This window comes from Natronoarchaeum sp. GCM10025703 (assembly GCF_042661985.1).
GTDB lineage: Archaea > Halobacteriota > Halobacteria > Halobacteriales > Natronoarchaeaceae > Natranaeroarchaeum.
The window spans coordinates 74,383-89,797 of record NZ_JBHSZF010000001.1; the positions used below are offsets into that span (position 1 = coordinate 74,383).

Annotated in this window: 17 protein-coding genes and 2 pseudogenes; 6 read left to right on the top strand and 13 right to left on the bottom strand. The window is 60.9% G+C overall.

Annotated elements, in window-relative coordinates:
* The first annotated feature begins 228 nt into the window (after positions 1-228).
* From ACFQH2_RS00405 to ACFQH2_RS00415, 3 genes are all read left to right on the top strand, one after another.
* On the top strand, positions 229-1,320 hold the full coding sequence (locus ACFQH2_RS00405) for a hypothetical protein (protein ID WP_377055765.1): 1,092 nt from the start codon (positions 229-231) through the stop codon (positions 1,318-1,320).
* 143 nt (positions 1,321-1,463) lie between these two features.
* Positions 1,464-1,916: a CoxG family protein gene (locus tag ACFQH2_RS00410; RefSeq protein WP_377076951.1), complete on the top strand. Its 453-nt coding sequence runs from the start codon at positions 1,464-1,466 to the stop codon at positions 1,914-1,916.
* On the top strand, positions 1,913-2,569 hold the full coding sequence (locus ACFQH2_RS00415) for a flavin reductase family protein (protein ID WP_377055769.1): 657 nt from the start codon (positions 1,913-1,915) through the stop codon (positions 2,567-2,569). The genes ACFQH2_RS00410 and ACFQH2_RS00415 overlap by 4 nt, the downstream gene beginning before the upstream one ends.
* On the opposite strand, the gene ACFQH2_RS00420 is transcribed toward ACFQH2_RS00415, so the two are convergent.
* Positions 2,566-2,862, bottom strand: coding sequence for a hypothetical protein (locus tag ACFQH2_RS00420; RefSeq protein WP_377076319.1), 297 nt, complete (start codon positions 2,860-2,862; stop codon positions 2,566-2,568). The genes ACFQH2_RS00415 and ACFQH2_RS00420 overlap by 4 nt on opposite strands.
* Complete coding sequence (locus tag ACFQH2_RS00425) at positions 2,862-3,347, bottom strand: ABC transporter ATP-binding protein (RefSeq protein WP_377076320.1); 486 nt, start codon at positions 3,345-3,347, stop codon at positions 2,862-2,864. The genes ACFQH2_RS00420 and ACFQH2_RS00425 overlap by 1 nt, the downstream gene beginning before the upstream one ends.
* A 284-nt stretch (positions 3,348-3,631) precedes the next feature.
* Here ACFQH2_RS00425 and ACFQH2_RS00430 point away from each other — a divergent pair, with 284 nt between their 5' ends.
* From ACFQH2_RS00430 to ACFQH2_RS00440, 3 genes are all read left to right on the top strand, one after another.
* Positions 3,632-4,924, top strand: coding sequence for an ABC transporter substrate-binding protein (locus tag ACFQH2_RS00430; RefSeq protein ID WP_377076321.1), 1,293 nt, complete (start codon positions 3,632-3,634; stop codon positions 4,922-4,924).
* A 23-nt stretch (positions 4,925-4,947) separates the two neighbouring features.
* Positions 4,948-5,628: an ABC transporter permease gene (locus ACFQH2_RS00435; protein WP_377076322.1), complete on the top strand. Its 681-nt coding sequence runs from the start codon at positions 4,948-4,950 to the stop codon at positions 5,626-5,628.
* A gap of 100 nt (positions 5,629-5,728) precedes the next feature.
* The gene (locus tag ACFQH2_RS00440; RefSeq protein ID WP_377055777.1) at positions 5,729-6,358 is read left to right on the top strand and encodes a winged helix-turn-helix transcriptional regulator; all 630 of its coding nucleotides are present in this window, start codon (positions 5,729-5,731) and stop codon (positions 6,356-6,358) included.
* 83 nt (positions 6,359-6,441) lie between these two features.
* Here the strand turns inward: ACFQH2_RS00440 and ACFQH2_RS00445 are convergent, their stop codons facing one another.
* The 11 genes and pseudogenes from ACFQH2_RS00445 to ACFQH2_RS00495 form a co-directional block, all read right to left on the bottom strand.
* Entirely contained in the window at positions 6,442-7,437 is a 996-nt protein-coding gene (locus ACFQH2_RS00445) for an ABC transporter substrate-binding protein (protein WP_377055779.1), read from the bottom strand.
* A 37-nt stretch (positions 7,438-7,474) separates the two neighbouring features.
* Positions 7,475-7,966 carry a (2Fe-2S)-binding protein gene (locus ACFQH2_RS00450; RefSeq protein ID WP_377055781.1) on the bottom strand — a complete coding sequence of 164 codons (492 nt, stop codon included), beginning with the start codon at positions 7,964-7,966 and terminating at the stop codon, positions 7,475-7,477.
* Positions 7,963-8,817: an FAD binding domain-containing protein gene (locus ACFQH2_RS00455; protein ID WP_377055783.1), complete on the bottom strand. Its 855-nt coding sequence runs from the start codon at positions 8,815-8,817 to the stop codon at positions 7,963-7,965. The genes ACFQH2_RS00450 and ACFQH2_RS00455 overlap by 4 nt, the downstream gene beginning before the upstream one ends.
* Before the next feature lie 178 nt (positions 8,818-8,995).
* Entirely contained in the window at positions 8,996-9,793 is a 798-nt protein-coding gene (locus tag ACFQH2_RS00460) for a xanthine dehydrogenase family protein molybdopterin-binding subunit (protein ID WP_377076952.1), read from the bottom strand.
* Between the two features lie 132 nt (positions 9,794-9,925).
* Positions 9,926-11,076, bottom strand: a pseudogene (locus ACFQH2_RS00465) (xanthine dehydrogenase family protein molybdopterin-binding subunit); the annotation flags it as partial.
* Positions 11,063-11,515: a CoxG family protein gene (locus ACFQH2_RS00470; RefSeq protein ID WP_377055787.1), complete on the bottom strand. Its 453-nt coding sequence runs from the start codon at positions 11,513-11,515 to the stop codon at positions 11,063-11,065. The pseudogene ACFQH2_RS00465 and the gene ACFQH2_RS00470, both read right to left, overlap by 14 nt.
* Positions 11,516-11,635: 120 nt before the next feature.
* Positions 11,636-12,243, bottom strand: a pseudogene (locus tag ACFQH2_RS00475) (nucleotidyltransferase family protein).
* 71 nt (positions 12,244-12,314) lie between these two features.
* Positions 12,315-13,463 (bottom strand): hypothetical protein, encoded by a 1,149-nt coding sequence (locus ACFQH2_RS00480; RefSeq protein ID WP_377076323.1) that lies wholly within the window; start codon positions 13,461-13,463, stop codon positions 12,315-12,317.
* Between the two features lie 395 nt (positions 13,464-13,858).
* A complete protein-coding gene (locus ACFQH2_RS00485) occupies positions 13,859-14,389 on the bottom strand; it encodes a DoxX family membrane protein (RefSeq protein WP_377076324.1) in 531 nt (176 codons plus the stop codon).
* Between the two features lie 180 nt (positions 14,390-14,569).
* Complete coding sequence (locus ACFQH2_RS00490) at positions 14,570-15,082, bottom strand: pyridoxamine 5'-phosphate oxidase family protein (protein ID WP_377076325.1); 513 nt, start codon at positions 15,080-15,082, stop codon at positions 14,570-14,572.
* A 67-nt stretch (positions 15,083-15,149) separates the two neighbouring features.
* The gene (locus tag ACFQH2_RS00495) at positions 15,150-15,362 is read right to left on the bottom strand and encodes a hypothetical protein (RefSeq protein WP_377055797.1); all 213 of its coding nucleotides are present in this window, start codon (positions 15,360-15,362) and stop codon (positions 15,150-15,152) included.
* Positions 15,363-15,415 lie beyond the last annotated feature (53 nt).

The window sequence follows — 15,415 nt, forward strand, 5'->3', positions numbered from 1 at the left end:
CAAGAATCTGGGACGGTTCACGCGACAATTATCTCCCGGATCGAACCCTGTGGCATCCATCTGCACAAACGAATAGTCGACCGGAGTTAAACAACTAAACATTTGTTTTCTTCGTGGGTAATTTCAAAACTTTGTTCTATTTAGCCGATACCCCGACATACATCTGATTCCCATGGAATAAAAGAAACAAGAGTATTTATTACGGTGCGGATTGGTGTTCAGTACATAATGGGAGCTAACAACGACCGGAACAAAGACGATGATTCGTTTAACAAGAACGACGGCTCGCGAGGGAGTCGACTAACGACACGTAGAAAGGTATTGGCCACGGGCGCAGCGACGTGGGCGACGGTCGGCCTCGCCGGGTGTACCGGCGGCAACGACGAGAACGGTGGCGAAAACGGCACCGAAAACGGCAACGAGAACGATACCGAGAACGGTGGCGAAAACGGTACCGAGAACGGTACCGAGAACGGTTCGGCATCGGACCCGCAAAACTACATCGTCTCGACGAACACCTACTGGAACGGCCACCCTGCGCCGGAGGGCACCGGTGGATACGTGGGTACGTGCTCGCCTGAACAGCAGTTCCGCCACGACATGGACGTCACCTTCGTTATCGGAGTCTACGACTCTGACACCGGCGACATCGTCGGCGACGACGCCGTCGACTCGGCGACAGTCTCGTTCCCGGACCGACAGTACGACGACGTCGAACTGGAGTTCGTTCCCGCCGAAGAAGAGGGTGACAAACCGCAGTGGAACGGCACCTTCGATATTCCGGACGACGCCGAGACCGGCTCGGTCGCCTACGAAGTGCAGGTCTCGAACGACGAGGCTAACTTCTACGAAGTCGGGATCGCCGCGGCCTCGTTCTCGATCATCGACCCCCAACCGGTCGGCCAGACGAACTACGTCGCCACGACCGAGACCTTCTGGAACGGCCACCCCGCGCCGGACGGAACTGCCGGCTTTGTCGGCGCGTGTTCGCCCGAACGGCAGTTCCGCGCAAGCGACATGGACGTGACGTTCGTTATCGGCCTCTACAACGGCTCGACCGCCGGGTTCGTGGGTGCTGACGCTGTCGACTCGGTGACAGTCACCTTCCCGGAGACCGATCAGTTCGACCCGGTCGAACTCGGGTACATCCCCGGCGAGGAGGAGAACACTATGGAACAGTGGGCAGGGACGCTGGAGCTGACCACCATGGACTCGGTCCCGGCCGGCACGTACGCCTACCAGGTCGACGTCCAGGGTGCCGACGGCACCGTCACCAAAATCGGTGTCGCCTCGGACACCTTCACCGTCATCGAAGAGTAACTCCCGACCAGTTCTCAGTTTCTCGCATTCACCGAAGAATAGTAACCCCCTCCGTTTGTACAGTCCGCGTAGAGCCAACTACGTATGATTCAAGAGAACGAAGAATCCTCCGATGAGGAGCAAGTCGACGAGGCAGCAAGCGCCTGGAGTTCGCCGATACGGTCGAACTCGCCACAACCAAAGACGATCTCTGGTCGACCATCTCCGACCCGGAGACGCTGACAGAGTGTGTTCCGGGGGCAGAGTCGATCGTGCGCACCTCCGAGCAGAAATACGAACTGGACATCACGCGTGGAGTCGCTCAGATGTCGCTCTCGCTGACCGGCGAAGCCGAGTTCGTCGAGATGAGTCCGCCGGACTATATCGTAACGACTGGCAACGCCTTCGATACGAAGACCGGTAGCGACTTCGAGATCCTCGCGGCGATGGAGATGGAGGAAATCGACGACGAGACCGTTCAGTTGACCTATCAGGCCGAAGTCGAGTACAGCGGTGGCGTCGCGTCGGTTCCGAAACGCGTCATCTCACCGATCGTGAAACGCGACGTCGATACCTACTTCGACAACGTCCATCGGGTCGTCGAAGACGACCAATGACGGCCATCGATCCCACCGAGCGATTCGAGGAGATCTCCGAGTTCGACTCGAAGTCACTGTTCAAGCCCAAGGTCGTCTCGCTGGTCGTCACGAACAGTCCCGATCGAGGACCGAACCTCATGACCGCTTCCTGGTGGATGCTGGCGGGCTACGATCCGCTCCGCTACCAGCTAGCGGTCAGTCACAAGACCTACACCCACGAACTCATCGAGGAGAACCCGGAGTTCGTCCTGGCCGCTCCATCGACGGACATGATCGACGCATTGACCGTGGCTGGATCGGTCAGCGGCCGTGACGTCGACAAAATCGACCATCTCGATATAGAGACGGTTCCGGGACAGAGCGTCGACGTACCGCTTTTGGCCGATGCAGTCGGCAACATCGAATGTTCGGTGATGGATTCGTTCGAGTTCGAGAACTGCAGCTACTACTTCGGTGAGGTCGAACACGCCTACGTGACGGCGGATGGGCTGGACGGCCGGTTGCTCTCGCTGGAGGAGGCTGACGTGCTGGCGTACATGGGGAGCGACTGGGACGAGGGAGATACCGAGGCCAAATCCCGCTACTACGCCGACCTGTCTCCCGAGACCCTCGAACGCTATCCCGGTGAGGCAGTCCTCGACACGCTGCCAGAAGAGGCAACAGACGACTAATCAGTCAATCCGAGATCACGCCTGAGCCGTGATTTGATCCGTTTGAACGCATCACTGCTCTCGATATCGAGTCGTCGCTCCGTCCGTGGCCGCTCGAAATCGACCGTAACGCGGTCGACGATCGTAGCCGGTTTTGTCGAGAGCACGAGGATGGTATCTGCCATGTAAATGGCTTCGTCGATGTCGTGGGTCACGAACACGACCGTCTTTCGGTCCTCCTGCCACAGTTCGAGTAGTTCGGTCTGTAACTGGTCTTTCGTCTGGGCGTCTAGCGATCCGAACGGTTCGTCCATCAGAAGGATTCCCGGGTCGACTGCCAGCGCTCGGGCCAGGCCGACGCGCTGTTGCATCCCCCTGAAAGCTCCGTCGGATAGCACGTCTCGAAGCCCTCGAGACCGACCCGCTCGATCCACTCCTGTGCGATCTCACGCCTGCGTGACTTATCGACGCCGCCCTGGACTTTCAGCCCCAGGGCGACGTTCTCCAGGACGGTCTTCCAGGGGAGGAGTACGAAGTCCTGAAAGACCATCGAGATATCCGCGCTCGACCGGACATCGCCTGACGACGAGGCCCCCTGCAGCGAAATGGCACCGTCTGTTTGATCGACGATTCCGGCGATGATCTTCAACAGGGTCGTCTTCCCACAACCGGAGGGACCCAGAATAACGAGGAATTCCTCGCTAGCCACGCTGAAGTTCACGTCCTGGAGGACGGGAAGCGTGTCCGGCCCCGACCCAAAGGACTTGCTGAGTGCGTCGATCCTGATCGACTCGGCCATAATCATGCTCAGTGCCAGCCGATACTTAAGTCAACGGCTCCGGTCGACTGCGTATCCGACGCTGTCCTAAACAGGTCTGTTAAGCGAGTGTTCATTCAATTAAATATTGTTTAGTCTCTTTTCGAATGAGGATTATATTGCCCCATAATCTACACATTGCATAAGATGTGTTTTACGGCCCTATAGCGCCTGTGACACCAGTTCATCACTAAGTATTGAGTTCTCAGACAGCTGGAATCGCCCATGATTTATATATAACCGAGGCATAGATATTAAGATACAACATGGAAAACACCATCCATACTGAGAGTGATGCCAAATCGCGACTCCGATCGGTAGCAGCATCTCGACGGGAGTTTCTGGTTGCTGGTGGGGCAACCGCAGGCGTTGCGCTATCAGGATGTCTGGGCCAAGGGAGCGAAGATGACGAAAACGGAAACGCTGACGAAGACGACGACAACGACAACGACAGCGACGACAACAACGGAAACGGTAACGAGGACGATGGGCAGGAGGAACTGACCGATGTCACGTACAGACACCGGTACATCCGTACCGGGATCGGAACCGGTCTAAACGACGCCGGCGTCGAACTCGGAACCTGGGAAGAGGAGGGTTTGAACGTCGATTTCCAGACTTCTAATGGGGGAGCGGCCAAAGCGGTCGCCAGCGGCAATGACATGTTCGGCAACGATGGGATCAGTGAAGTCCTCGGCTTAAATGAGGAGGGCGGGGACCTGGTAGTCATCGGCCAGTTGCTTGATCCGATGGGTGGGGTCGTCACGACAGGCGAGCAGGGGATCACGACCTGGTCGGATCTCGAAGGAAAAACTGTTGGCGAGTTCCCGTTCGGATCGACCGGTCCCGAAGCAAAGGCGGCTATGCGCAAGAAGGATGTCGACATCTCGTCGATCACCTTCCAGAACGTCCAGCCGGGTAACGGCGAGCGCCTCCTGCGTACCGGAGACCTCGACGCGATGATCAAGTTTTTCCCGCTGGCCGCGGCCCGACTGGAACACGCGGGACTCTCACCGAACGTTCTCATCACGTCTCAGGTGTTGGATTATCTGGGTATCGTGCTTTACACGCGGCGTGAGGTGGTCGAGAACAACCCAGATATGGTCAATAGCTTCGTCCGCGGATGGCTGAAGGCGTACCAGATTTTCGCCAACAGGATCGACGAGGTGCTTGAGATCTACAAACCGCTGGCCGCCGAAGGGTTCGACGAGGAGATCCAGCGCGGTGCCCTCGGGGAGTACTACGCCGCCCAGGTGCCGGACCCGTCGATCGGGACCGAACAGGGCAAAGGCTGGATCTCCCCGAAAAGATGGAACAGACCATCGACACGTTCACCGAGGCGGGCCTCATCGAGGGGGACGTCTCCGCCGAGGAGATGTACGACAACCAGTTCATCGACAACAATCAGGAACTGGCGGTCGAGACGGCCAACGAGATATACGACGCCCTCGAACAGTACGACATCGGTCCGAACTACATATAGTCTATGCGCTCGCTCCCGGCCCCCGGTTGGCGGCAGATACGCGCTCCCGAGGTCCTCCTGCCAGCCGCCGTTCTAGTCGTCGTTCTGGCCGGCTGGGAGTTGGCCGTTCCTACGATGGACATCCAGGCGTACATCCTCCCGACGCCCTCGGATATCGCAGCCGCGTTTGTCGACCACCACGAGACGATCCTCGCCGAGTTGCAGGTGACGCTTCGTGAGTTTGCTATCGGCTTCGGGCTAACGCTGGTGTCGGGCTACCTGCTGTCGCTGGTGATGTTCGAGTGGAAGGTCATGGAGATTACGTTCTTCCCCTACGTGATCGTGATCCGGTCGATCCCCATCGTGACGTTGCTACCGATATTCATCGTCTGGTTCGGCTTCGGGATGAACACCGTCATCACCGTGAGCTACCTCATCAGCTTTTTCCCGATGGTCGTCAACACTCTGTCAGGCTTCCAGGAGACTGACGAGCAACTCGTGGAGATGCTCGAGAGCTTCTCGGCCAATCGGTGGCAGGTTTATAAGAACATCTATCTTTACTCGTCGCTCCCGACCGTCTTCGCTGGCATCAAAATCAGTGTCATCCTCGCGTTCACCGGCGCTATCGTCGGCGAGTTTCTCATCGGCAATCAGGGCATCGGCACGCTCATCCTCGAGTACAACAATGGATTCGGGACGACTGCCGCGATGTTCGCAGCCGTTTTTACGGTCTCGATTAGCTCACTCGCCTGTTTCGGTGCAGTAGTCGCCCTCGAACGGTTCGTCATCGACTGGGTGTAGATCGGTTGTGTCGGTCCTTGCGATGGGCGAGGGACGGGGTCACGGCGGCACGCTCCTATGAAGCTTTTTAGTATGGCACCGGTTACTCTTACCCGAGCATATGAATCACTCTGGGGACCCGTCGTCGACCGTGCACGATCGCGTACTTGAGGCCGCAACGGCGGACCCGTACGCGTCGCCGTCGGAGCTCGCGGAACGGCTCTCGGATGTCTCTCCAGCGGTCGTCAAGCGAGTCCTGGCAGAACACAACAACTCGGACTCCTCGACGGAGGAGTACCCCGACCCCGAGGAGATCTCGGAGAGACAGATCAGGACATTACAGGCAATTGCTGCCCATCCCGATGCGACCCAGCGCGATATAGCGAGCTTTCTAGACGTCACGGCTGCGACAGTGAGCAACCGCGTCAACAGTCTCCCCGGGTTCGAGTGGGACAAGCGTCGTCAGTTCGTCAAAGAAGTACTGGACCTGGACTCTATCCCTGGCGGCGACCGCTCTAGCATGGGCGACACGAACGCTGTCGAACTGTCAGAGACGACACAGAACCTCGTCGAACGTGTCGACCAGCTAGAACGCCGGATCGACTCGCTCGCCGCGGAAACGGCTGACGGAAACGGGACGTCGCTCGACGATCCCGAACTCATCCGCAAGGTCGTCCACATCTGTATGGACTCCGAGGAGATCACTGACGAGGAGGAAGTCCGGATTCTGCAGTACCTCCTCGACAGGTGATAGAGACACTACGGATCGTATGTGACCGAAAACGCTCTGGATCGCTGGGCTACTAAGAGTTATTTGTCCAGGATCGATAGCCCCTACAGATCGAGCGTCGTTTCGAAGAACAGGTCATCGACATCGTACGACCGGGAGATCAACCCCTGATCCGCCGCGTAGCCGAGGAACGTTCGGAGTTCCTTCCGGGTCTTGGGTCGCAGTCCGTACTCCCAGGCGTCCTCGCCGAGTAGTTCGTGTTGTTCCTTGTAGTGGAGATGGTTCCAGGTGAGCGAGGTGTGGCTACTCGGACTGACGTTGCGCTGGATGCACCGATCCAACGCTTCGGAGAAGGCGTCGTAGATGCTAACCGCGACCCACGGGTTCTCTTCGAGGACCTCATCTCGGATAGCGACGGTATGCATCGGCGGGTGCATTCCCGTCTGTTCGAAGAACTCGATCTCCTCGGCTTTCGGGTCCTCGAACATGAACTCGGCCTCGTCGTTCCGGCAGACCGCACGAAACAGCGACCCCGAGGGATCCATCGCCGCATCCAACTCGCCCGAGAACAGCATGTCCTGCATGTCACGGGGCTCGTAGATGGCGTCTCCTGCCTGTTTTCCCGGCACGCGCTGGATGTCGAATCTCTCGGGCAGGTCGACGGGCACGTCGTCTTCCCGACGGCGGTACCACTGGACATCGGTGAGATCCAGCCCGTAGTGTTCCTGGGCGATCCCGCGGACCCAGACGTCGGCGGTCGTCTGCCAGGACTGTGTCCCGACTTTTTTGCCCTCGAGATCTTTGGGCTTCTCGATGCCGGCGTCGGCGTTCTTATAAAAAAAGGCCAGGCGGAACTTCCGGTTCGGAAACACGGGGATCGCGGTATAGGGGAACTCCTCTCCCGCAGCCATCGAGGAGACGTAGGACGCGATACACACCTCACAGATGTCGAACTCGCCGTGGCGGAAGAACCGACGGTGACGCCTGGGTGGGTACTCACCGACAGTCGTCAGATCGATCCCGCGCGGTTCTACCTCTCCGGTCAGCAACGCTTGTACGGTGTCCATATCACCGACGCTACAGGACAGTTCCACGGTCATACGGGATAGCGGACCACCAGCATATTATCTGTTTGGATCAGTCACGGTCGGCGGAACCCTGGTAGGGGTCGTCCTGATCGGCGGCCACAACTTCGATGGCGTCCAGAATGTTCTCGTAGCCGGTACAGCGGCAGGCGTTACCCGCAATCGCCTCCCGGATCGCCGCCCGGTCGGCGTCCGGATCGTCCTGGAGATATGCCAGCGCAGTCATCACGAACCCGGGCGAACAGTAGCCACACTGCAGCGCGAACTGTTCCTCGAAGGCGTCCTGTATCTCCCTGCCCAGAGTCCCGTCCTCGATTCCCTCGACAGTGGTGATCGACGTGCCGTCGGCCTTGCCTGCGGGGACCAGGCAGGACTTGACCGCCTCGCCGTCCAGATGCACCGTACAGGCCCCGCAGCGGCCGCTGTCACAGCCAGATTTGATCCCGGTTCTGTCACACGTCTCGCGGAGCACGTCCCGGAGGGGTTCGTCCGGCGCGACCTCGACCGTCCGCTGCTTGCCGTCGAGCTCGAAGGCGAGTCTCACAGCGAACCACCCGCCCGTTCGACGGCGCGTTCGAGCGCGCGTTCGACCACCACTGGAGCCAGACGCTCCGTGTACGTCGCCGATCCCGAGAGGTCGTCTACCGGGTCGATATCCGCGACGACAGCGTCGCTGGCGGCCGCCACCGCGTCGTCGGTCACTGGCTCGCTGACGAGGGAGTCCTCGACCGCCGGCGACCGGACCGCCGTATCCGCGACAGCCGCGAGAGCGATCCGGACATCCGCAAAGCGGCCATCAGCGAGCGTGACCGCTGCGGCAACGCCCACGGTGGCCCAGCCGTTTTCGGTTTCGGCGTGTTTCTCATAGGCCGAGCCGTCAATTTCGAGACCGACCTGAACGCCTTCGATCAGTTCGTCGGGCCGCAGGTCGGTCGTCATGTGTCCAACCAGAAACTCGGATATCGGGACCGTTCGCTCGCCCTCGACGCTCCCGACTCGGATCTCGGCATCGAGACAGCATAGCGTCGGTATCAGGTCGAAGGCCGGGTCGGCGTGACCCAGCGCGCCGCCGATCGTCCCCATACCCCTGATTTGCCGGTCGCCGACGACGCCACAGGCGTCCCCGAGCATCCCGATCCGGTCCGCGAGGTCGTGACTCCCGAGGTCGCGGTAGGTCGTCGCCGCACCGATCCGCGCCGTTCCGTCCTCGGTCTCGATCCCGGAGAGGGCCGGTATGTCGCCCACGTCGACCAGCACGTCGGCGTCGAGCAACCCCTGTCTCAACAACAACATCAGGGTCTGCCCACCGGCGACAACCGTTCTGAAACCATCGCCGTCGAGCCGTCGGCGGGCATCGTCGACAGTTTCGGGCGTATAGTAGGTGGTTTCGCTCATCGCTCACCCTCCCGGAGCGCGAAGAAGACGTCCTCGTCGCGGACCGGTGCGGTCGTGAATCGCGTGCCGACGGCGTCGCGGATGGCGTTGGTGATCGCCGGCGCGACGGGCGTGATCGAGGGCGTTCCGACCCCTTTCGCGCCGTAGGGGCCCGACGCCTCGTTCGATTCGACGATCTCTACTGCAGCTCCGCGGGCATCTCGTGTGGCGAACTCACAGGGTAGTCTGCGAGGTTGGGGTTCTCCGGGATCCCGCGATCCAGCTGCAGTTCCGAGAGCGTGGCGAACTCGACGCCGTCCTGGACCGCTCCGTGAAGCTGTCCCTCGACCATCGCGGGGTTGATCGCGTACCCAACGTCCTGGGCGGCGACGTAGGTCCGGAGATCGACTCCACCCGTCTCGGGATCGATCGTAACACCGGCGAAGTGGACGCCGAACGATGACGGTGCGCGGGTCGTCTCGGTCCGTCCCGTCGCCGATACGCCCTCGGTGATCAGTTCGGCCAGTTCAGTCGCCTCCGCCCCGTCCCGGATCTCGCCGTCCGCGACCGTTAGCTCGTCCATCGGAACGCCGAGACGGTCGCTCGCCCGCTCTCGAAGGGTCGCGGTCAACTCTTCGGCAGCCTCGGCGATCGCCCGGCCCATCAGATATGTCGACCGGCTGGCAATCGAGCCGTACTTGTCGTCGACGTCGTCGGCGTGAGTCTTGCTCCGGACTGTAACGCGCTCAATCGGGATGCCCGTCCTCTCGGCCGCGATCTGTGCGAGCGCCGTCTCCGCACCCTGTCCCAGTTCGACCGCACCGACGACGGCGGTCATCGCTCCCTCGGCATCGAGGACGAGTTTCGCCTCCGTATAGTCGGTGTTCCTCGCCGAGGCGGGCGTCGTCGAGTGCGCTCCCGAGGCCATTCCCCAGCCGTACAGCCGGTCCTCGTCGGCGTCCTCGGACAGGCGCTCGAACGTCTCGCGACCGCGCATCAGACAGTCCTGCAGGCCACAGCTCGTGACTGGGACACCGGTGTGGGGGCGCTCGTAGCCAGTCTCGACCCAGTTCTTCCGGCGGACTGCGACCGGGTCGATCCCGGCCTGCCGGGCGAGTTCGTCGACGTGTGACTCCAGTGCCCACGTGATCTGGGCGACGCCGATTCCACGATACTCGCCCGAGGGCGTGTTGTTCGTAAACGCCGAGACCCCCTCAAACCGGTAGTTATCGAGGCGATAGAGGTCGAGTGGCCGATCCTGGCAGTTATGCAGAACGATGTGGCCGACCCCGTTCGGGTACGGCCCGGTGTCCGTGACGATGTCGACGTCCAGCGCCGTGAGTGTGCCGTCTTCGGTTAGCCCTGCACGGAGCGTGAGCGTTGTCGGGTGCCGGGAATCCCCGGCGGTAAACTCCGCTTCCCGGTCGAAGACGAGTTTGACCGGGCGACCGGTCTCGCGGGCAGCGTCGCCGCGACCGGTTCGAGCGTCAGCGTCTCCAGGGAGTGACCGCCGAAACTCGACCCGGCAGCGGGTGGGGTCAGTATCTCGACCTCGAACTCCTCGTCGAACAGCCGTTCGAGTGCGTCTTCGGTGTGTGTCCGGTTTCCGATAGTTTCCGTCAGTTCGAGTTTATCGCCATCGAACTCTGCGAGACAGCAGTGCCGATCGAGGTTGCAGTGGTTGACCCGCGGCGTCCGGTAGGTGCTCTCCAGGACGTGGTCGGCCGCCTCGAACCCCGCCTCGACGTCCCCAACCGACAGTCGGTGGTAGTCGTCGACGTTCTGCTCGTAGTCGTCGTTCTCGACGTGGCGGGGGTGTCGGACCGGCTGACCGTACGCCGGCGTCTCGGCGTGAATCCTCGGCGCGTCTGCGCGGACGCTCCGGGCCGGGTCGTGGACCGATTCGAGCGGATCGAGTTCGTACTCGATAGCGTCCAGCGCCCGCGCTACGGCGGCGGGCGTCTCTGCGGCGACGGCGGCGACGACGTCTCCGTAGTGTCGAACCCGGTCGTCGAAGTCGCCGAGCAGATCGGTCCGGGAGACGACGCTGGCAACCCCGTCGATCGCTGTCGCATCGTCGAGGTCGACACGTTCGATCCTGGCGTGGGACTGCTGGGATCGGAGGATCCCCGCGTGCAAGAGGTTCGGCCGGTCCAGGTCAGTCGGGTACCTGGCCTCGCCCGTGAGTTTCCCCGGGCCTCTTTTCGGTGGGTGTTCCGGCCGACAGTTCGATGGCGCTCGCGTTCCGGCTGTTCTCGCTGGCGATTCATCCGTCTTCACCGGCGTACGCCGCCAGGTTGTCGAAGTACGTTTCGATGTTCGCCTTGATCTGTCGCCGGAGGATCCGCGAGCCCAGCGTCGCCAGTTTGCCCGCGAACCGGACGTCGACGATATAGTCCATTCGCGTCTCGCCCTCGCCGGCCTCCGACAGCACCACCTCGACGTCGGCATCCATCCGGGCGTTCGTCCGCGAGTCAGTACCGACTGCCGAGAAGGTCAGCCGCTCGGGTGTCACCATCGTCTCGATCTGTACCTCGCCCGCCAGCGAGACGGTGATTCCCGCGACGGACTGGCGGATGACGCCCTCGTACCGGCGCTCGGAGACGCGTTCGATCTCCTCGGCGCCCATGACACACGCCGTCAGCACTTCGGGATCGGTGATCGGCTCCCAGACCGCATCCCGCAGCGCAGGGATCGTCGTCGTCCCATCGTATTCCATACGAGCCAGTCGGTCGTCGTGGTACTAAATCCTCCCGGCAACTCTCCGCGACTGGGAGAGCAACGGAACGCTCGACTGACTCGGCTGGCAAGCCCCCACATGTCCCCTGCCGACTCGTTCCTAGACGTCCGTCGGTCGGTCGATATCCTGTAAGACCCCCGGATCGCCGGTCTCGACGAGGGCCGCATCCGTCGCCGACAGAAGCACGTTTCGCCCACCACAGTCACCGTCGAGCAGGGCGAGGCTTCCGAAGTGACTCCCATCGAACAGCACTGGATTACCACGCTGGCCGTCGTAGCCGGCCGCCAGCGCGCTCCCGCCCCCGGCACGATAGGTGTCTACGAGGCGCTCGACAGTCGCCGTCGAGACGGCCGGCATGTCACCGAGCGCGATCAGGGCGGCGTCAGCACCTGCCTCTCGGACAGTCTCGACGCCTGCGGCCACCGAGCCCCCTGTCCCTCGCCGGTAGCGGTCACGAACGTCACGTCGAGGTCGGCGAGTACGGCCCGGACTCGGTCAGCCTCGTGACCGAGGACGACTGTCACACCTTCGAGAGATGCTTCCGCGAGCGTTCGCACTGCTCGGCGGATAATCGGTTCACCGCCGACCGTGGCGAGGAGTTTGTTCCGGTCACCGAACCGGTCGCTCGTCCCGGCCGCGAGGACGATCCCGTGAATGGCGGGATCCGCACGGGATCGCCCGTCGTTCGGCTCCGCGGGTTCGATCACTGGTAGCGTGTTTTGCTCATCTGGTGATCGGTTCGAGAACGTGGAAAATCAAGGGTCGTGTCGCGGCCGATCTATTCTTCGGTCACTTCGAAGACGAAGTGGGATGCTGGCAGCGGTCTAACAGGGTGGTTGTCGAGATACGAGAGATGCGGGAAGATCTCGAAGTTTGGCTCGTCTTCCTGCATTTCGTAGATCGTCGGATAAATGTCTATGAAGTGATATCCTGGCTCACCGGCCGCCGGGATATCTAGCTTGATAACGCCCCCTTTATCATCGCCGCTCGTCCCACAGGCGTAGCCCAGTGGTTTGTTATCGTAGACGAGGAACGGGCCGTTCTCGTACATCGTCCAGCCGACGCCGGACAGTTCGATCTCGATCGTGGATCCGACCGGTCCCTCGTGGGGCGTGAACTTCTCGATGCGGGGCTGGACGACGAATCCAGTGACGGCGATCTCCTGGCCGCCGACCTCGGCTGTGATCGGGCGGGTCGACCCTTCCTCGGGCGGGATCTCGACCTCGACCTGGAAGCGACCGTTGGCGTCGGTCTGGACGGTTGGCAGGACGTCGCGATGGGCTTCGGGCGTGATCGGGATGCCTTTGACGCGGTGTCCCTCATGGCGGTACCAGATCAGGTCGACCGTCTCGTTCGGCGGGAACTGCTCGCCAGTGATAAACGCTTGCGTCCCAGCCTGACCGGAAGTAGGGGTGACTTCCAGAGTGGCATCGCTCTCGGCGTCGAGCTCGGGATAGTGGAGTTCCATCGGCTTCTCCTCGAACTGCTCGTCCATCCAACAGCCGGCGAGGTCTTCCTCGGTGTCGGTCACTTCCACGGTCCACCGGGACTGGCGGTCGCCACAGACCTCCCCGTACGGTGACTGGGTGTTGTTCTGGAGATAGGGGATTCCCCGGTAGTTGCGCCAGACTTCAAGAGTGTGCTTGCCCGGCGGGCCGACTGCACGGATCTCGGCAGTGGCGGTCCCGCGGTTCATCACACCGGTCATAAACCCGAAGGTGGAGTTGTCCCAGGAGACCTGATAGTTGTTGGTGACGACGTTCGGTCCGAGACCGTAGCCTTTGAACGTGAACGTCCCACCGAGCGGGACTGATTCCTCCTGGAGTTCGAACCACGGCGTGATCTCGATCTCAGCACGATCGATCGTCTCGCCGTCCTGCTGGAGTTCGATCTTGTGGGCCCCCCGTAGTCTTCGGGGATCGTCCACGTTTCATCAAAACGCCCCGACTCGTCGGTCGTAACCGTTGTGATGTGGTCCGTTCGTGGTCGATACTGTGGGCCGACGATCTCGTTGCCTTTGAGAACGCCCCAGCTACCGTCCGTCGAGTGCCAGAGCAGGTCCAGTGCCGCTGTTTCCGGGAGGTTTCGCCCCTTGATCGTGATCGTGTCATCGACGTAGCCCTGCTGGTCGCTCAACACGAGGGTCCCGGACGTACTCGCGCCGGTTCGATGCTGTTCGAGCGTCTCTTCGAGATCCGAAGAAAGTGACGGTTCCTCTTCCATGGAACTCGATTACAGGTGTATGCAGATATACTTACTGTCGGCTTTCGACATCTGAGAAACGGCGAGGCGGAAACAAAACGGTCGCCGGATCGAGATAGATCAGCCCAAGAGTAGTCGCAGATTCGGGTACTTTTCGAGGTACGGTTCGACTTTTGGGTGGTTCTCGATTATGGCGTCGAGACCGAGGATACGACCAGTGCCAAACGCACCGACGGCGAACAGCAACAGGACATATACCAGGTGGAAGTCGATGAGTATCGACCCCTCCAGCGGGAACGACGCGAGCCAGTAGAACGTCATCATCGTCCCGCCCCAGAAGGCACTGAGTCGGACGAACAGACCCAAGATGAGCGCGAGTCCGATTAGCGTCAACCCGACCTGGTTCAATGGTGTCAACAGCCAGTACCAGTCGTTAGCCATGACCGCCCAGAGATCCGTCCCAGCAATGCTCCGGAGGAAGTTCTCCTGACTGATCGCAAAATTCAGGTAACCACGGACGCTCCACTCGGGATCGATGACCTTTGTGATCCCAGCATAGAGAAACGTCCAGCCCATGATCAGTCGCAGGCTGAGTAGCGAGTAGCCGATCCATGTCTCTGAGTATCTGAACTGTACATCGCGACCAAACATAGTAGATTCGAGCGTTCTGGAACTCATGGTTGCTCTTTCACAGCTACTAGTATATAGCCGTCTTGTATAAATCATTAAGCCGTTCTCAGATTTCGGGAAGTACAGCTGCTATCGGCAATCAGCCCGTCGCAGATCCATCTCGACAGGGCTGGCGAACCCACTCTGACACCGAGTTCGCCGTCAGCGTGCCACATTTGTCGGCACTCTGGCGTGGCTCAGTGCTGGCCCGGCGGCCGAGCGCTCACTCGCCGCCCATCTTGCGGCCCGACTTCGTCTCGACGTCAGCGACCAGACCCGCGGGTCGGACTGGATGTCGATCTGCGTCAGGAGGTCCGGGCGATAGGCGTTGTCGATCATCGCCTCTCTGGCTCTGTCCCACTCCTTGGGCGTGATGCGGTCGAGCGCGCCGGTGACGATGACGCTTCGCCATTCTTCGTCCGAGGCAACGTCGTAGACGAGAAAGCTCGCTTCCTCACTCTCCTCGGCGAACTCCATCTTCTTGCCCTCCTCGGAGTGACCCGCAAGCAGAAAGTACAGCGAGCCGCCGGACGCGAATCCAAAAGACATCGGGATGCTGTACGGCGTCCCCTCGATTGCCATCGAAAGCACGCCGACACCGTTTTCTTCCAATACCTGGTCGATCGCCTCGTCCTCTATCGTATGTCCCTGTAGAACGCCGGGATTCGGTGACATATATCACGCAAAAACGGTTGAAAGATAAAAATCCCCACCCTCGTTCGGAGTCGCTGGGAACCGTCTGTCACAGTTCGTATCGGTAGGGCTGATCCCTGATAACCGTCACGTCGCCGTACTCGGCGCGACGACCCAGTACGGTCGCGATTCGGTGGGGACTCTCGAACTTCGCGTCAGCGTCGTCGACCAGTTCCAGGATCTCTCGGGCAGTCAGTGGCTCCTCGACGTCCGCCTCCTCGAGCGCTCGTTCGATTCGCTGGTACTCTCCCCGAGCGTGCATAGCTGTGTGCCATACGTCGACATGCTAGATAATAAACCCCTGTCGCACAGCCG

Coding starts and splice junctions, on each gene's coding strand:
- ACFQH2_RS00405 (WP_377055765.1), top strand. CDS start 229: ATGGGAGCTAACAACGACCGGAACAAAGACGATGATTCGTTTAACAAG.
- ACFQH2_RS00415 (WP_377055769.1), top strand. CDS start 1,913: ATGACGGCCATCGATCCCACCGAGCGATTCGAGGAGATCTCCGAGTTC.
- ACFQH2_RS00420 (WP_377076319.1), bottom strand. CDS start 2,862: ATGGACGAACCGTTCGGATCGCTAGACGCCCAGACGAAAGACCAGTTA.
- ACFQH2_RS00425 (WP_377076320.1), bottom strand. CDS start 3,347: ATGGCCGAGTCGATCAGGATCGACGCACTCAGCAAGTCCTTTGGGTCG.
- ACFQH2_RS00430 (WP_377076321.1), top strand. CDS start 3,632: ATGGAAAACACCATCCATACTGAGAGTGATGCCAAATCGCGACTCCGA.
- ACFQH2_RS00440 (WP_377055777.1), top strand. CDS start 5,729: ATGAATCACTCTGGGGACCCGTCGTCGACCGTGCACGATCGCGTACTT.
- ACFQH2_RS00445 (WP_377055779.1), bottom strand. CDS start 7,437: ATGACCGTGGAACTGTCCTGTAGCGTCGGTGATATGGACACCGTACAA.
- ACFQH2_RS00455 (WP_377055783.1), bottom strand. CDS start 8,817: ATGAGCGAAACCACCTACTATACGCCCGAAACTGTCGACGATGCCCGC.
- ACFQH2_RS00460 (WP_377076952.1), bottom strand. CDS start 9,793: ATGCGCGGTCGCGAGACGTTCGAGCGCCTGTCCGAGGACGCCGACGAG.
- ACFQH2_RS00470 (WP_377055787.1), bottom strand. CDS start 11,515: ATGGAATACGATGGGACGACGACGATCCCTGCGCTGCGGGATGCGGTC.
- ACFQH2_RS00485 (WP_377076324.1), bottom strand. CDS start 14,389: ATGTTTGGTCGCGATGTACAGTTCAGATACTCAGAGACATGGATCGGC.
- ACFQH2_RS00490 (WP_377076325.1), bottom strand. CDS start 15,082: ATGTCACCGAATCCCGGCGTTCTACAGGGACATACGATAGAGGACGAG.
- ACFQH2_RS00495 (WP_377055797.1), bottom strand. CDS start 15,362: ATGCACGCTCGGGGAGAGTACCAGCGAATCGAACGAGCGCTCGAGGAG.